We start from the raw sequence: 16061 nt of genomic DNA on the forward strand, positions 1-16061 counted from the left end.
CTACGCACAGCCCTTCACTCATTTGCTAGAGCGCGATTCGATCTGATTGAATCAGATCGGCGCTCTACGTGTTTGTTTTGAACCGCGCATCTGATCCGAAAACCGTTTCACACTTTTCGGGATACGCTCCAGCGCGCGGGACACATCCACAACGCATCTGGCATATGCAGCAGCAATTCACCGCCGTTCTATACCCCAGAAAAGCGAAACTTCGTACCCCTGTTTTTTCAGTTACGGCATTTAATTTTCTCCTGCAAATGCAAGGCATTACAGTTGCAAATGAGTTGCCAAAGCAGGCAATGGGCAAGCATAGCAAGCGCACAAAAAAGCCAACCGCAGCGATGGCTGCGGCTGGCTCGAAATCGGAACGAAAAGCGTTCGATCAGTAGTTGGTACGGCGCGCCTTGTTCTTGCCCGCCAGATGCGTCACCACATTCTCGATCATGCGCATTCCGGCATTATGACCAAGGGTCATGATGGATTCCGGATGGAACTGAACGGCGGCAACCGGTTCCTTCTTGTGCTCGAAAGCCATGATGACACCGTCTTCCGTTTCCGCTGTGACCAGGAAATCGTCCGGCAGACGTTCCGGATCGGCGAAGATCGAATGATAGCGCCCGACCGTCACTTCTTTTGGCAGGCCCGAGAATATCCGCTCCGGCTTCGACACGCGAATGCGCGACGGCTTGCCGTGCATCGGAATACGCAACTGGCGCAGCGTACCGCCATAGGCTTCTGCCAGTGCCTGCAATCCAAGACAGACACCGAAGATCGGCAGTTCCCGCTTGCGCGCCTTGTCGATGGTCGCCTTACAATCGAAATCCTGCGGCGTGCCCGGTCCGGGTGACAGAACCACGAGGTCAGGCTTGACCCTGTCGAACACATCTTCGGCAACAGGCGAACGCACCGTCGAGACCGTAGCGCCGGTCTGGCGGAAATAATTGGCGAGCGTGTGCACGAAGGAATCTTCATGATCAACAAGCAGGATCGATATCCCCTCACCCACCTTTGCCGCCACGCGTTCTTCGGCAATTTGATTGCTCTTCTGCGCTTCACGCACAGCCGAGATCATCGCCGATGCCTTCAATTCAGTTTCGGCTTCTTCCTCTTCCGGATTGGAATCGAACAGAAGCGTTGCACCAGCCCGAATTTCGGCCACGCCATCCTTCACGCGGATGGTGCGCAGCGTCAGGCCGGTGTTCATGTCTCCATTGAAGTGCATCATGCCGATGGCGCCGCCATACCATGCGCGCGGGCTACGTTCGTTTTCCTCGAGGAAACGCATCGCCCACAGCTTCGGTGCGCCGGTCACGGTCACAGCCCATGCATGGCTGAGGAACCCGTCGAAAGCATCCATGCCGTCGCGAAGCCGCCCTTCAATATGATCGACCGTATGGATCAGGCGCGAATACATCTCGATCTGGCGACGACCGATGACGCGCACCGAACCCGGCTCGCAGACACGGCTCTTGTCGTTGCGGTCCACGTCCGAGCACATCGTCAGCTCGGATTCATCCTTCTTGGAATTCAGCAGTTTCAGAATCTGTTCCGAATCCGAAATCGCATCTTCGCCGCGCTTGATCGTGCCGGAGATGGGGCAGGTTTCGATACGCCGTCCGTTGACCCGCACAAACATTTCCGGCGATGCGCCGACCAGATATTCGTTGTCACCCAGATTGATGAAGAACGAATAGGGCGACGGATTAATCGTCTTCAACCGGCGGAAGATTTCCGATGGCGCGGTATGGCAGCGCTCATAGAAGGTCTGGCCCGGGACCACTTCAAAGAGGTCGCCGCGCTTGAAGCTTTCCTTGGCGCGCTCTACGAGTTTCGCATATTCGCCCGGATTGTGATCGCCGCGCGCAAGTTTGGCTTCCGATGGTTTGAAGGCCTGTGCAGGCGTTGCCCGTGCGAGACCATGCGTGGATGAGCCACCGCAGGCGAATTCATAACGATCCACCCAGGCACGCGCCGCATAGTGATCGGCCACGAAGATTTCATCCGGAATGAACAGCACCAGATCGCGCTGATCGTCGGGACGCTTCAGCTTGTACTGAACGGGATCGAACTGGAACGCCAGATCGTAACCGAAGGCACCGTAGAGGCCGAGATTGGCGTCTTCCTCAGAGAAGAACAGACCGACAATGGCGCGCAGAACGGTGAAGACCGAAGGCATACGCGAGCGCTCTTCCTCGGTGAAGGTTCCGCTCGGCTCGGCAATGGTCAGCTCAATGCGGTTTTCTTCGGCCTTGTCGACCGCCACCTCGGCAAGCGCCTTCACTGTGTCCAGGATAGGCCGCAGAAGAATGACGCCGCGGGCATTCAGCGCTTCGATGCGCATGGTGCGGGCGCGCGAGGTGATGACCAACGGAGGATCGACGATAGCTGTGTCCCATCGCGTATAGCGGCCCGGATATTCGTAGTTCGACGAAAACACCGCACCACGCCGTTCGTTCAGCGCATCGATATAGGTCTCGATCGCGCCCTTATAGGCCGTGAGGTGACGCACGCGCTCGACGACGATGCCGCCTGCCGTCTCGTGCTGGAATATCTCGCTATCCGCAATCTTCGCATTCATGATCGGCTATCCCAAATCTCAACTGTTTCCGAATATTTCCAGAACCCGGTTTCCCCGCCAGTCTTATTCAAACAGCCAAACAAAAAGGCCGCCCGGATAATCCCAGCGGCCTATTTTCTAAACGCAAATGCACAAACGCCTGCGTGGCCGCTTTTAGCGGGCCCACCACCAACCGTTGATGACGATATTGCGCGAAATGTTCATGGACGTACTGTTAGCGTTCAATGTGTTCGCTTGCAACCGGAAAATTCAGCCACCCAAATGTGCCACGCAGGCCATCTTCGGGACAGAGTTCCACAGGTCTCGCAAAAGAAAATCCGGACAGTTTGGGGCTGTCCGGACTTCCTCAGAACCGGGATAAACGAAACGGAAGGAATGGGACGATTCCTCCAGTTTCAAACACCCCCTTACCCCATGCCAAAATTTACAGGTGCAATATAACTTTCAGTATGCGCACTATCCTTATCACAGGTTGCGCATAATTTACAACCTGTGATTGTTATTTGCATATATGCTTACGTTTAAGCCGAATTCATCCGAGTAGTTCAAAAATTTGTAGGACCACCCAACAAGTTTCATCTTGCGTCGGGGACCGATTTCGGATTGATTTCCGTGGCAACTCAAACACATATGCAAAAATCAAGAACAGAGCCGTCACACATAAGCGGCCATTGGGGACAACTGATGAAGAATCTCGATGCGATGGACAGGAGTATTTTGCGCGCCCTTCAGGAGAACGGGCGTCTGACCAATACCGAACTGGCCGATCGCATAAATCTCTCGCAGACGGCAACTGCCGAACGCGTCAAACGACTGACCCGCGAAGGGTATATTCTCGGCTATTCGGCACGGCTTTCACCCAAGATGCTCGACCGGGCCATGCTGGTCTTTATCGAGATCAAGCTTGATCGCACCACGCCGGAAGTCTTTGAAACCTTCTCGACCTTCACCCGCAACAATCCCGACATTCTGGAATGCCACATGGTTGCGGGCGGCTTCGATTATCTCGTCAAAGCCCGTGTATCCGACATGGATCACTATCGGCGTTTCCTTTCGGAGGCGCTTCTTTCTCTGCCCGGCGTGCGGGAATCGCACACTTACGCCGTGATGGAGGAAGTGAAGGAAACCGCCTATATCGCCGTCTGAACCGGCGACAAGCCCTTCCTGAAGACATCGTTGCTGTCAGCAGAATGGCAGCAACGAACTCCCTACTTTTCACTTCCAACTTGCTATCGCTTATTTACGGGTATATACCCGCAATATGTCACATCCGTGTTTTTGTATCCTTCTGCGCCAGGCAGCCCGCAAGACATCGAGCGTCTATGACAACGCTCTGGCGCCGCTTGGCATCAATGTCGCGCAGTTCAGTACGTTGCGAAAAATCCGTCGTGCGGGTTCCATCTCGCTGACCGAGCTTGCACATCTGTCCGAGCTGGATCGGTCGACCATGGGCCGCAATGCGAAGGTTCTGCAGCGCATGGGGCTGATCGAGCCTGCGGCCAGCGACGACCATCGCGAGACCAGCGTGACGCTGACGGCAGACGGTCGCGATCTTGTGGAACGCGGCGGTCCGCTCTGGGATCAGGCGCAGGAAGAAATCGAAGCCAAGCTGGGAGAGGACGGCGTGGAACAGCTGGAAAGCCTGTTACGCAGCCTCGATTGACCGGAGACCGGTTGTCCCTTGACTGAAAACAATGACCTGAAGCCACGCGCCCGTTATGGAGCGAACGGTTTCGCCATCAAACGTATGGCTGGCCAAAAGCCAGCTTGAAACCAGCTTAAACCCGAAAGCGCCAAAGATGATTTCTGCCCGCCTTGCCAGCTTTCTCGCCCAGAGGAACATCCATTACGGATGGGTCGTCGCCGCCATCACCTTCCTGACCATGCTGGCGACAGCAGCTGCCATGGGGTCTGCGGGTATCCTGATCGAACCGCTCCAGCGTGAATTCGGCTGGACGAATGCGAATATCTCCTTCGCAATGGCGCTTCGCCTCGTTCTTTTCGGCCTGATGGGGCCGTTTGCGGCAGCCTTCATGAACCAGTTCGGCCTGCGCCGCGTGGTTGCAGCCGCTCTCATCATGATTTCACTGGGGCTTGTCGGTTCCATTTTCATGACCGAGGAATGGCAGATGGTTGCGCTCTGGGGCGTGGTGATCGGCCTTGGCACCGGCATGACGGCGCTCGTGCTCGGTGCAACCGTTGCAGCACGCTGGTTCGAAAAGCGGCGCGGTCTGGTCGTCGGCCTGATGACAGCCAGTAATGCCACCGGCCAGCTCGTCTTCATGCCGATCCTTGCCAGTGTCAGCCAGACCATCGGCTGGCGAACGTCGCTCACCATCGTCGTTTGCTTCCTTGTTGCCGCGCTTGTACTGGTTCTCGCTTTGATGCGTGACCATCCGGCGGATATCGGCTTGAAGCCTTACGGTCGCACGGCACCGCTCCCGGCACCCGGACCCAGAATGAGCTTTGGCACCATGCTGGCCTCACCCCTCGTCACGTTGCGCGAAGCGTCTTCAACGGCAACTTTCTGGGTCCTGTTCCTGACCTTCTTCGTCTGCGGCTTTTCCACGAACGGCCTGATCCAGACGCACTGGATCACGCTTTGCGGTGATTTCGGAATTGCGCCGGTCGGTGCGGCTGGCATCCTTGCCGTGATCGGCGCGTTCGACCTGATCGGCACGATCATGTCCGGCTGGCTTTCCGACCGGTTCGACAATCGCTGGCTTCTGTTCTGGTTCTATGCGCTGCGCGGTCTCTCGCTGATCTATCTGACCTTCACCGACTTCACCGTCTACGAACTGGCATTGTTCGCCGTCTTTTACGGGCTGGACTGGGTGGCGACCGTGCCGCCAACCGTCAAGCTCGCCGCCGAGCGCTTCGGCCCGGAAAAGGCCGGGCTGGTTTTCGGCTGGGTGTTCACCGGCCATCAGATCGGGGCCGCAGCCGCAGCCGCTTTCGCCGGGCTCGTGCGCACCGACTATGACAGCTACACCCCTGCCCTGATCCTCGCCGGTGCCATGTGTTTTGCCGCTGCGGCCATGGTGTTCATCATCAACCGTCCTGCTGCAAGGCCAGTCCTGCAGGCTTCATGATGCTATACGCTTCCTGCCCTTCCTGTTCAGTGCCAGCACGCCGAGACTGATCAGGAAGGCGGCGAGCGTGTCGGTCCAACCGGGCACCTCGCCCAGAAGAACAAGCGCCAGAACCAGAGTGATGACAGGGATCAGTGCTGATAGCGCTGCCCCTGCCGCCGTTCCCAGCAGCACAACGGCACGGTTGAAGGCAAAGACGCCAAAGGCCGAAGTAAGTACGCCCTGATAGAAACCCTGCAGGGCAATATCACCCCAGGATGTCGCGCCAAGCCCCTTGGGCAGGAAGAGCATATAGATCGGCAGATAGACAATTGCCGAGGTGACGGCCGCGATAGCGGTCGCATGCAGCCCGTCCATTCCCTTTCTGCGAAACACCATGACATAAATCGCCCACACGAGTGCCGCGACGAGAAAGAAAAAGTGCCCGAGCATTTCCGGTCCGCCCAGTTGCGACAGACCGGCGATCAGCATGGCGCCGATCAGGATCAGCACGACCCCGGACCAGCGCGACGGCGCAAGACGTTCCTTGAGAAGCGCCATACCCAGAACGGCAACCATTGCTGTCATCAGCCCCGGAATGAGCGCTGCTGCATGGGATGCCGGAGCATATTGCAGACCACAGGTGGTCAGCAGCGCATAGGGAACACCTGCTCCGGAAACCAGAAGCACAAAGCCGAGCGGACCGAGCTTGCGAAAGCCGAACCCTTTCATCAGAACCACCGGCAACAGCACCAGCCCCGCCACGCCGAAACGCAACGCAATGATGTCGAAAGGCGTCAGTGCGGTCTTGAACCCGAAACGGGTCAGGACGAACGAACCGGACCACACGAGAACCCCGGACAGCCCCCAGGCCAGACCGCGTATGGTATCGGAAGTCGAGCTTGTCGGGGTGGTTTCGGTAATTGCCGTCATGGTCACTCGCTGCAGGATGAGGGAAGAGCGCAGACTATTGCATCCCTGATATGCGCAAGCGTCACGGATAAGCGAGATATGAGATATTAGAGTTTCTTATGCCGCTCTGCTTCTGGCGTCCTGCGCCACGTCGCAGAACCGTTCGACCAGATGCCGGACCGGACTGTCGGCCCGAAAAACAATATAGACGGTGCGAAACGTCGGCGGATTGAGGCGGCGCGCCCGCAATCCGTGCAGATCGGCCCCCGGCAGACTGATTTCTGACAGAAGCGTCGTGCCGATGCCATGGCGCACCATTTCCAGCACCGTGGCAACGTCGCGGGTGCGCACCTGCTCGCTGCGCATTTCGCCGTCGCCATGAATGATCCTGTCGATAATCATTTCGCAGCCTGCTGCGGCGATCAACTGGCGATCCCGCAGGTCCCCGGCAGTGATTGTGTCGTTGCGCATGAAGGGGTCATCACGCCGTCCCACCACGACAAGTTCTTCACGGCCAACTTCCCGTGCTTCAAGCTCGGGCGTCGGCAGCGATGTAATGCCGAGATCGGCAATACCATCGCGCACCCATAGACTCACATCGTCGTGCCCGCCCTCGAAAGCGCTGAATTCAATGCCGGGATAAAGCCGCTGAAACGTCTTTCGCAGACCGGGCAGAACATATTCAAGCTGACTTGGAATTGCCGCGACGCGCAGCCGTTCGGGCGCGCTGGAAGCACTGCACCGTGCCTGCAGTTCTATCCGGTCGACTGCCGCGAGGGCGGCCTTGGTATCGGCAAGGATCGAATGCCCGAACGCCGTCAGGGCGGCTCCATCGCGCTTTCGCGCCAGCACATCGACCCCGAGGATTTTTTCCAATGTCGCAATCGCCTGACTGGCTCCCGATTGCGTGAGCCGCAAGCGCCGCGCAGCAGCACCGACACTGCCGGTTTCCGCGACAGCTTCAAGCAAACGTAACTGGACCAGACTGATCTTCATCGCTTTGGTTCCGGGCTTCGGTTCCGACTCAATCTTTCAATAATGCGTCGCCCCAGTCGGCGCGACGTGCCCAACGGAACAGATCGCTGTCGCGCTTGGTCAGAAGGCGTTCTTCCGCCCTGCCGTCATCCTTGCAGAGTTTAACCGAAACTTTGCCGCCGCCAACCCGTGTCGGCGCGATAACCCGCGCTTTCACTTCATCGACCGTCTCGCGCACCGCAGCAAGATAGATGAACTTCTCATCCTCCCACGGCACTTCGGCTTCCTTGGTCAGACGATGAATACGCGAGCGCGCAACGCGGCGCGAAAAATGGCACCAGTCAGGGGTGACCAGCGGGCAATCGAGCTGGTGCGGACAAGGCGCTGCAATGTTTGCGCCTTCCGCAATAAGCGCCCGGCGTGCATCGAGAATGCGCTGCCAGCCTGCCGGTGTGCCGGGTTCCACGATCACCAGCATTTGCCGTGCCGACGCCCACAAGCGCTCAATCAGTGCCTGCCGCTTTTCAGGAGCAAGCTCGTCAAGCACATAGGCAATGGTCACGAGATCGGCTTGCGGAAAATCAAGTTTCTCCCGAACCACATCCCCTGCCCGCCAGTCGAGGTCGGAAAATCCGCAATTTTGCGAAAGATCGCTGCCCACAGCTCTGATCGCAGGGCTTGCCTCGATCATCGTTGCCGAATGAAGCATGGGCCAGCATTGCTTTGCCGCCCAAAGGGCGGTTCCCGGTCCTGCACCCACATCGAGCATGGATTGCGGCGCGAAATCGGGACAAACCTCTGCTGCACTGTCCATACTGGCGCGAACCGCCGCATAGGTCGCAGGCAAACGTGCTGCCAGATAGGCCTTCGCGGCAAGATCATCGGAAATATGCATGCGTCCGTCCCGCGTCTCGGCGCGGTAACGGCGTGAAAGCATTTCAGATGCGCGCTTCAGATCGGCCAATGCCACGCCCTCAAGCGCAGCATCCACCGCCTGTCGCAATGAAGCTGGCAGTTCCATTGCCGGTCAGCGCTCCAGAACCTGTTTCACATCGACCAGATTCGAACGGACACGCAGAATGTAGAAACCCATCGTGGTCAGATGCGACGGCGTGAACCATGCATCCGGGCTACCGTTGGAAACGATGAAAGGCTGCATGTCGAGCGCGGCACGCATCTGCTTTTCCATCTCGTCCCACACACCGTCGAGGTGCTTCTCGGCTAGAACGCCGCGGAAATCCGAATGCGCCGCACGCAGCAGGCCGTAATAGGCATAGAGCTGACCATAGGCGAACCAGAAACGGTCATCTGCACGCGTATCGAACCAGCCGGCGTGGTAATTCTCGGCACGGTCCTTGAGGATGGCCGAAGTCGAACCGAGGTCGCTTGCGATACGGTCGACAAACTGGATCAGATTGTCGGCGCGGGCATCGAAGGTAGCCTGACAGTTTTCAAGCCGTCCGTTGAAGGAGCGCAGATCCTTGATCGCCGAACGGTAATAGCTCGGCGTCGGCGTCTTCGGACCGAACGGGCTCAGGCCGAAATACCAGGAATCTTCGGCAAATTGCAGATTGCCACGCGCCTTTTGCAGATCGCCGTCGATCTGCGACGTGCCGCGCAGACGGCCGATATTGTCGACGAGCTCAATCGCGGTACGGCGTACCGCTGCATTGATGCCGCGCTGGAACGACGCCTTATTGTCAAGGAACGGGGTGCGATCCCAGTCCATACCGAAAAGACCGAGCTTGTAGAGCAGCATGGATGAAATCCACGCGTTCTGGTTCACGTTGAAATCGGTGAGATCAGCGGCAACTTCCGCTATCGCCGAGCGTGAGCATTTGCGGGCCGAAGACGGGATTTGTGCCGCCTGAACCGGCTGATTCGCGGGAGCGGCATCGCCAGTCTGATTGGTTTCAGGCGTGGCAGCAGGCTGTTCCACGGGTGTTGCGGTGGACGGCGCTTCAGCCGGTGCGCCCTGCGCCTTTACCTCTTCGCCGGGCGTGGTCGCATCCTGATAGCTGTACTTGGCCGGATAGTCGGGATCGAAATTCGTCCATACCTGAGTCTGCCAGATGAAATAGACGTAAAGACCGCCAAGACCGATCACGACGACCGCAACCGCAACTTTCCACAAAATTCCGAGCCGCAGGAAAAGCCGCCACAAACCGCCGAGCGGAATGGCAATCAGGCGAGCAAGCGCGGCGATGAAACGGCCCAGGAAGGAAAAAACGCCCTTTACTGCATTCCACACTGTAAAAAATCCTTCCTTTTGCCCGAAAATCCGGGCTTTCCATCGCTTCTGCATCGCCCATGGACCTATGCATCACAAGTCCCGTTCGCAAGCAGCCAAACCTGAAAAGGCTTCACGCTCTCAAATAGAGTGTGCTCATCTTTTCGACAACCTGGAACGGTCATCCAACTGATTTTATCCGTCATTTTCCGCTGACAGGGTTGAATCCCGAGGGCCGATCCGTAACATGGCGCCAACTCGCTTCGGCCAAATGCGTGGCAATCCAGCCCGTTTCCCCTTGGCCGACGGTTCCGGAAAATGATGAGTGACAGCAGTTTCAAGTCAGGTGCGAAACGGTTTTCCGCCGGAAACTGCGACCAACGTCGCAATCGAGAACATTTTCGCCGCTGTGGTACTTGAATGGCGCAATCTTTGGTGTTTGCTAAAGCTGGAACCGGAAAAACAATCAATCCGTCAAAACGGCCCGGTAAATGGAGAGAACAATGAAGTCCGTATCGACCTATATGCTTACGCTTGCCTTGGGTGGGCTTGCCACGGGAACGGCAATGCTAAGCGCGCCTGCAACCGGTTTCGCCGCCGAACCTGAAAGCTGCTCGACCGTCCGTTTCTCGGATGTCGGCTGGACTGACATCACTTCGACGACGGCGGTGGCGACAGAAATCCTGAAAGGTCTCGGCTACAAAACCGACATCAAGGTTCTCTCCGTGCCGGTGACCTATGCGTCACTGAGCAAAAAGGATATCGACGTCTTCCTCGGCTATTGGAACCCGTCCATGACCGCCGACCTCCAGCCCTATCTGGACAACAAGACCGTCGAGACGCTGCGCACCAATCTGACCGGCGCGAAATACACGCTTGCCGTGCCAAAATATGCTTATGACGAAGGCCTCAAGGACTTCAAGGATATCGCCACGTTCAAGGACGAGCTCGGCGGCAAGATCTACGGGATCGAGCCGGGAAATGACGGCAACCGCCTGATCCTCGACATGATCAACAAGGATGCCTTCGGCCTCAAGTCATTCGAGCTGGCGGAATCGTCCGAGCAGGGCATGCTGGCGCAGGTCGCTCGCAGCATCAAGAGCAAGGAACCGGTCGTCTTTCTGGCATGGGAGCCACATCCCATGAACAAGCGTTTCGAAATCGCGTATCTCACCGGTGGTGACGATTTCTTCGGCCCCAATCTCGGCGGCGCCAAGGTCGAAACCAACGTTCGCACCGGCTACACGCAGGAATGCCCGAATGTTGGCAAGTTCCTCACCAATCTGGAATTCAAGCTCGATATCGAAAACGACATCATGGGCAAGATTCTCGATGATGGCGAAGAGCCTTCGAAGGCTGCGACCAACTGGCTGAAAGCCAATCCGGGCGCTCTCGACCAGTGGCTCGCCGGTGTAACTACCGTCGACGGCAAGGAAGGCCTGCCCGCCGTAAAGGCGGCACTCGGTCTTTAATCCCGACATGCTGCCGGGCGGTGACAAACGCGGCCCGGCAGTTTCAAGGATGCCCGCACCCTTTCTCTTTGTTTTACGCATTATCCTACGCAAATCGCATCGCACCTTTGCCGGAAATGCTCTAACACGCAGCAGGAGACTTGATCGTTGAACTGGCTGACGGACTACAAGATCCCTGTCGGACCGACCGCCAAATCCGTGGTGGACTGGCTGACGGACAATATGGGCGGCTTTTTCGATACCCTCGCCGCCGTCATGCAGAGCCTCATTGACGGGCTGCTTTTTCTTCTCAAGCTCCCGCACCCTCTGCTTCTCATCGCAATCTTCGCTGTCATCGCGTGGCTGATCCAGCGTCGTATCTCGGTGGTCGTGCTGACCGTGATCGGCTTCCTGTTCATCATCAATCAGGGTTACTGGGATCGAACGCTCGAAACCCTGACCCTCGTTTTGTCAGCTTGCTTTCTCTGCATGGCCATCGGCGTGCCGCTCGGCATCGCCGCAGCCCATCGCCCCGCGCTTTACGCCGCAATGCGTCCTGTGCTCGATCTGATGCAGACCCTGCCGACATTCGTCTACCTGATCCCGGCCATTGTCTTCTTCGGCATCGGTATGGTGCCGGGCCTGCTTGCAACGGCAATCTTCGTTCTGCCTGCGCCGGTGCGATTGACCCACCTCGGCATATCGTCCACACCCTCATCGCTGATCGAAGCGGGTGAAGCGTTCGGTGCGTCGCGTTCTCAGCTCTTGTGGAAGATTGAGCTGCCTTATGCCATGCCGCAAATTCTTGCCGGTCTGACTCAGACAATCATGCTGTCGCTTTCGATGGTGGTCATTGCAGCCCTTGTCGGCGCAGATGGCCTCGGCGTACCGGTTGTCCGGGCGTTGAACTCAGTCAATACCGCACTCGGTTTCGAGGCTGGACTTGTCATCGTCGTGGTCGCCATCGTGCTCGACCGTATCTTCCGCGCCGGACGCGAGAAATAGCATGATCCCGAAAAGTGGAAACCGGTTTTCGGAACAGATCATGCTCCAACAAAGATCAGGAGCACGCGGATGACCATCATCGCACTCGAAGACGTCTGCATCATTTTCGGCAGCAATGTCGATGACGCACTTGCTCTTGCGGATCGCGGCGCCACCCGTTCCCAGATTCAGGCTGAAACCAATCTCGTGCTGGGCGTGCACAACTGCACACTCAACATTGAGGAAGGTGAAATCCTCGTTCTGATGGGGCTGTCAGGCTCGGGCAAATCCACCCTTCTTCGCGCAATCAACCGGCTCAATCCGATTTCGCGCGGGCGCGTTCTCGTACGGGAAGGCGAGCGCGCCATAGATGTCGGCAAGGCCGACCGCGGAACCCTGCGCCATCTGCGCACCGAACTCGTCTCCATGGTGTTCCAGCAGTTCGGCCTGCTGCCTTGGCGTACGGTTGAAGAAAACGTCGCTTTCGGCCTGGAAATTTCCGGTATGGGCAAGGAAGACCGCCTTGCCAAAGCGCGCGACCAGCTTGAACTTGTCGGTCTGCAGGACTGGGCCAAGCGCAAGGTTGGAGAACTTTCCGGCGGCATGCAGCAACGCGTCGGGCTTGCCCGCGCTTTTGCAACCGGCGCACCGATTCTGCTGATGGATGAGCCATTCTCGGCCCTCGATCCGCTGATCCGCACGCGCCTGCAAGACGAGTTGCTGGCCTTCCAGTCACGATTGAAAAAGACCATCGTTTTCGTCAGCCACGATCTCGATGAAGCCATGAAGATCGGCAATCGTATCGCCATCATGGAAGGCGGGCGTATCGTTCAGTGCGGCACGCCGCAGGAGATTCTCCTGCAGCCTGCCGACGACTATGTCGCTGACTTCGTTGCCCATATGAACCCGCTCGGCGTGCTTCGGGCAGGCGACATCATGGTGCCCTTCGATCGCCAAGCGGCGCCACGTCCTTTTGCGGCCACTGCCCGGCGCGAAACGCTGGTACGCGAGTTGATGAATGCGGTGGCAGACAGCAGCGGCGATGTTGGCATCATCGAAAACGGCGCCATCGTCGGCAAGATTGCAGCAGATGACATCGTGCGCGCCCTCGCCTGGCATCAGCAACGCGGAACGTCCAGCTAGAGCGGAATGCGCTTATATTCGTTCGCGCTTTTGCTGGAGATGCTCAAAACAAAAAACCGCACATTTTCATGTGCGGTTTTTTCATTTCAGACTGCATATAGATGTAGATCAGCTATGCGCTGCCTGTCTGGCAGCAGCGCGTGCTTCCACGCGAGCCTTGATGGCATCGACATCCGCACGCGGCGTCGCAGCAAAGAGCTTCTTCGTATAGTCATGCTGCGGATTGTTGAAAACGTCGTCACGCGAGCCGTATTCAACCACCTCACCGAAATACATCACCATCACCTCATCGGCGATGTAGCGCACGACCGAAAGGTCATGGCTGATGAAAACATAGGTGAGACCAAATTCTTCCTGCAGATCAGACAGCAGGTTCAGAACCTGCGCCTGCACGGACAGATCGAGCGCGGAAACCGGCTCATCGAGAATGAGCAGCTTCGGGTTGAGCATCAGCGCACGCGCAATGGCGATACGCTGGCGCTGGCCGCCGGAGAACATATGCGGATAGCGGTTGAAGTGTTCGCGACCGAGGCCGACCTTCAACAACATCTGCATAGCCTTCGCGCGGCGCTCCTCGGCTGACATGTTCGTATTCAGCAGCAGAGGCTCAGCCAGAACGTCACCGATCTTCTGGCGCGGATTGAGCGAGCCATACGGGTTCTGGAAAACGATCTGCACCTTCTGGCGCATTTCGGGCGTCAGGCCATCGCGAGCGATATCCACATCCTTGCCGCCGATCTTCAGTTCGCCGGATGTCTGCGGGTCGATCATGGTGAGAATGCGTGCCAGCGTGGACTTGCCGCAACCCGATTCACCAACGATCGCCAGCGTCTTGCCTTTTTCGACCTTGAAGCTCACGCCCTTGACGGCATGAACCACTTTTGCCTTGCCGAACAGACCACCGCCAACATGATAATCGCGCTTGATGTCGCGCGCCTCGAGAACAATCTCGCTCATCGCGCTTCTCCCGCACCATTATTTTCAAAGACGAAATCGGAAACCGTCGGAAGACGATCACCGGTCGCATTTTCCGGCAGGGCCGAGAGCAGCGCACGGGTGTAAGGGTGCTTGGGCGCAGAGAATAGCGACAGCACGTCGGCATCCTCCATCTTGTGGCCCTTGTACTGCACGATCACACGGTCCGCCGTTTCAGCCACGACACCCATATCGTGGGTAATCATGATGAGACCCATGCCGTGTTCCACCTGAAGCCGCATCAGAAGATCGAGAATCTGCTTCTGAATCGTAACGTCGAGAGCCGTTGTCGGTTCGTCGGCGATAAGGAGCTTCGGGTTGCAGGCAATCGCGATAGCGATCATGACGCGCTGGCACTGGCCGCCCGACATCTGATGCGGGAAGCTTTTCAGGCGTTCCGCAGCATCGCGAATGCCGACGAGTTCCAGAAGCTCGATAGCACGCGCACGGCTCGCCGAGCCGTTCATGCCCATATGCTGCTTCAGCACTTCCTCAAGCTGATACCCGACCGTGAAGCACGGGTTTAGGCTGGCAACAGGTTCCTGGAAAATCATCGAAATATCACGACCGATGATCTTGCGGCGCTCCTTGTCGGACATTGCCTGCAAGTCCTTGCCATCGAAGGTCATGGTGTCTGCGGTAACAGTTGCCGTCTTGGGCAGAAGCCCCATGACGGCAAGCATGCCGACCGACTTGCCTGAACCGGACTCGCCGACAATCGCAAGCACTTCGCCCTTGTCGACCCTTATGTCGATCCCGTCGACCGCCCGGAACGGGCCGGTCGAGGTGTCAAAAGAAACCGTGAGGTTCTTGATTTCAAGCAGAGCCATCGATCAGCTCCTCTTCAGTTTCGGGTCAAGCGCATCGCGCAGACCGTCGCCAATCAGGTTGATGGCGAGAACAGTAATCAGGATAGCAAGGCCGGGGAAAGTAACGATCCACCAGGCACTCAGGATGAACTCACGCGCTTCGGCAAGCATCGTGCCCCATTCTGGCGTTGGCGGTTGCGCGCCCATGCCAAGAAAGCCCAGAGCCGCAACGTCGAGGATGGCGTTGGAGAACGACATCGTTGCCTGCACCACAAGCGGAGCAAGGCAGTTCGGCAGAATCGTCTTGAACATCAGGCGCAGCTTGCTTGCACCGGCAAGCTTGGCCGCGGTCACATATTCGCGTTCCTTTTCCGCCATGACGGCAGCGCGGGTGAGACGCGAGAAGTGCGGCAGCAGAACCAGCGTGATCGCCAGAACGGCATTGATCAGGCCGGGTCCGAGGATTGCCACCAGAACCAGAGCCAGCAGGAGCGACGGGAATGCCAGGATAACGTCCATGATGCGCATAAACACCGTATCGACGCCGCCACCGAAATAGCCGGTGATGAGGCCGATGGTGATGCCGAGGCACATCGAAATAATGACGATGACAAAGCCCACGAGCAGCGAATACTGCGCGCCATAGATCAGGCGGGACAGAATATCACGCCCGACAGCATCCGTTCCCAGAAGGAACTGGGTCGAACCGCCATCTTCCCAGAAGGGTGGAACCTTCACGAATTGACGGAACTGTTCCGTAGGATCGTGCGGCGCAATCAATGGAGCGAAGATCGCCACCAGAATAATCGCGAGGAATACGAAAAGACCGATCACAGCGCCACGGTTGACGCTGAAATAAAACCAGAAGTCCTTCAGCGCACGCATCTTGCCAATGTCGTTCGCGGCTTCCGGCTGAATAGCTGAGTGTGTCAT

15 protein-coding genes are annotated in these 16061 nt (G+C 57.6%); 7 read left to right on the forward strand and 8 right to left on the reverse strand.

Annotated elements, in window-relative coordinates; all coding sequences use genetic code 11:
• Positions 1 to 68 precede the first annotated feature (68 nt).
• Positions 69 to 389 (forward strand): hypothetical protein, encoded by a 321-nt coding sequence (locus LJ361_RS18330; protein WP_125300050.1) that lies wholly within the window; start codon positions 69 to 71, stop codon positions 387 to 389.
• Here LJ361_RS18330 and LJ361_RS18335 read toward each other — a convergent pair.
• Positions 383 to 2578 carry an anthranilate synthase component I gene (locus LJ361_RS18335; RefSeq protein ID WP_264812078.1) on the reverse strand — a complete coding sequence of 732 codons (2196 nt, stop codon included), beginning with the start codon at positions 2576 to 2578 and terminating at the stop codon, positions 383 to 385. The genes LJ361_RS18330 and LJ361_RS18335 overlap by 7 nt on opposite strands.
• A gap of 684 nt (positions 2579 to 3262) precedes the next feature.
• On the opposite strand from LJ361_RS18335, the gene LJ361_RS18340 reads away from it, so the two are divergent.
• The 3 genes from LJ361_RS18340 to LJ361_RS18350 all read left to right on the forward strand — a co-directional run bounded on the left by LJ361_RS18340 (position 3263) and on the right by LJ361_RS18350 (position 5670).
• On the forward strand, positions 3263 to 3724 hold the full coding sequence (locus LJ361_RS18340; RefSeq protein ID WP_006472719.1) for an Lrp/AsnC ligand binding domain-containing protein: 462 nt from the start codon (positions 3263 to 3265) through the stop codon (positions 3722 to 3724).
• A gap of 115 nt (positions 3725 to 3839) precedes the next feature.
• Complete coding sequence (locus LJ361_RS18345; protein WP_010659579.1) at positions 3840 to 4241, forward strand: MarR family winged helix-turn-helix transcriptional regulator; 402 nt, start codon at positions 3840 to 3842, stop codon at positions 4239 to 4241.
• 136 nt (positions 4242 to 4377) lie between these two features.
• Positions 4378 to 5670 (forward strand): MFS transporter, encoded by a 1293-nt coding sequence (locus LJ361_RS18350; RefSeq protein WP_010659578.1) that lies wholly within the window; start codon positions 4378 to 4380, stop codon positions 5668 to 5670.
• Here the strand turns inward: LJ361_RS18350 and LJ361_RS18355 are convergent.
• The 4 genes from LJ361_RS18355 to LJ361_RS18370 all read right to left on the reverse strand — a co-directional run bounded on the left by LJ361_RS18355 (position 5665) and on the right by LJ361_RS18370 (position 9841).
• Positions 5665 to 6582 (reverse strand): DMT family transporter, encoded by a 918-nt coding sequence (locus LJ361_RS18355; RefSeq protein WP_029929178.1) that lies wholly within the window; start codon positions 6580 to 6582, stop codon positions 5665 to 5667. The genes LJ361_RS18350 and LJ361_RS18355 overlap by 6 nt on opposite strands.
• A 96-nt stretch (positions 6583 to 6678) precedes the next feature.
• On the reverse strand, positions 6679 to 7557 hold the full coding sequence (locus LJ361_RS18360) for a LysR family transcriptional regulator (protein ID WP_010659576.1): 879 nt from the start codon (positions 7555 to 7557) through the stop codon (positions 6679 to 6681).
• 28 nt (positions 7558 to 7585) lie between these two features.
• Positions 7586 to 8557 (reverse strand): small ribosomal subunit Rsm22 family protein, encoded by a 972-nt coding sequence (locus LJ361_RS18365; protein WP_264812079.1) that lies wholly within the window; start codon positions 8555 to 8557, stop codon positions 7586 to 7588.
• A 6-nt stretch (positions 8558 to 8563) separates the two neighbouring features.
• Positions 8564 to 9841, reverse strand: a complete 1278-nt coding sequence (locus LJ361_RS18370; protein ID WP_010659574.1) for a DUF2333 family protein — start codon at positions 9839 to 9841, stop codon at positions 8564 to 8566.
• 428 nt (positions 9842 to 10269) lie between these two features.
• Between LJ361_RS18370 and LJ361_RS18375 the strand changes: the two genes are divergently transcribed.
• The 3 genes from LJ361_RS18375 (at position 10270) to choV (ending at position 13344) form a co-directional block, all read left to right on the forward strand.
• Positions 10270 to 11238 carry a choline ABC transporter substrate-binding protein gene (locus LJ361_RS18375; RefSeq protein ID WP_264812080.1) on the forward strand — a complete coding sequence of 323 codons (969 nt, stop codon included), beginning with the start codon at positions 10270 to 10272 and terminating at the stop codon, positions 11236 to 11238.
• 147 nt (positions 11239 to 11385) lie between these two features.
• The gene (gene choW / locus LJ361_RS18380; RefSeq protein ID WP_012091632.1) at positions 11386 to 12222 is read left to right on the forward strand and encodes a choline ABC transporter permease subunit; all 837 of its coding nucleotides are present in this window, start codon (positions 11386 to 11388) and stop codon (positions 12220 to 12222) included.
• A gap of 69 nt (positions 12223 to 12291) precedes the next feature.
• Entirely contained in the window at positions 12292 to 13344 is a 1053-nt protein-coding gene (choV, locus tag LJ361_RS18385; RefSeq protein WP_010659571.1) for a choline ABC transporter ATP-binding protein, read from the forward strand.
• Between the two features lie 108 nt (positions 13345 to 13452).
• Here choV and LJ361_RS18390 read toward each other — a convergent pair whose 3' ends face one another.
• The 3 genes from LJ361_RS18390 to LJ361_RS18400 are packed head-to-tail and all read right to left on the reverse strand — an operon-like array spanning position 13453 to position 16061.
• Positions 13453 to 14301 carry a dipeptide ABC transporter ATP-binding protein gene (locus LJ361_RS18390; RefSeq protein WP_010659570.1) on the reverse strand — a complete coding sequence of 283 codons (849 nt, stop codon included), beginning with the start codon at positions 14299 to 14301 and terminating at the stop codon, positions 13453 to 13455.
• Positions 14298 to 15149 (reverse strand): ABC transporter ATP-binding protein, encoded by an 852-nt coding sequence (locus tag LJ361_RS18395; protein WP_010659569.1) that lies wholly within the window; start codon positions 15147 to 15149, stop codon positions 14298 to 14300. Before LJ361_RS18395 ends, LJ361_RS18390 begins: the two co-directional genes overlap by 4 nt.
• Positions 15150 to 15152: 3 nt before the next feature.
• Entirely contained in the window at positions 15153 to 16061 is a 909-nt protein-coding gene (locus LJ361_RS18400; protein WP_010659568.1) for an ABC transporter permease subunit, read from the reverse strand.

Origin of the sequence: Brucella sp. JSBI001 (assembly GCF_026014005.1) — a bacterium.
Taxonomy (GTDB): Bacteria; Pseudomonadota; Alphaproteobacteria; order Rhizobiales; family Rhizobiaceae; genus Brucella; species Brucella anthropi.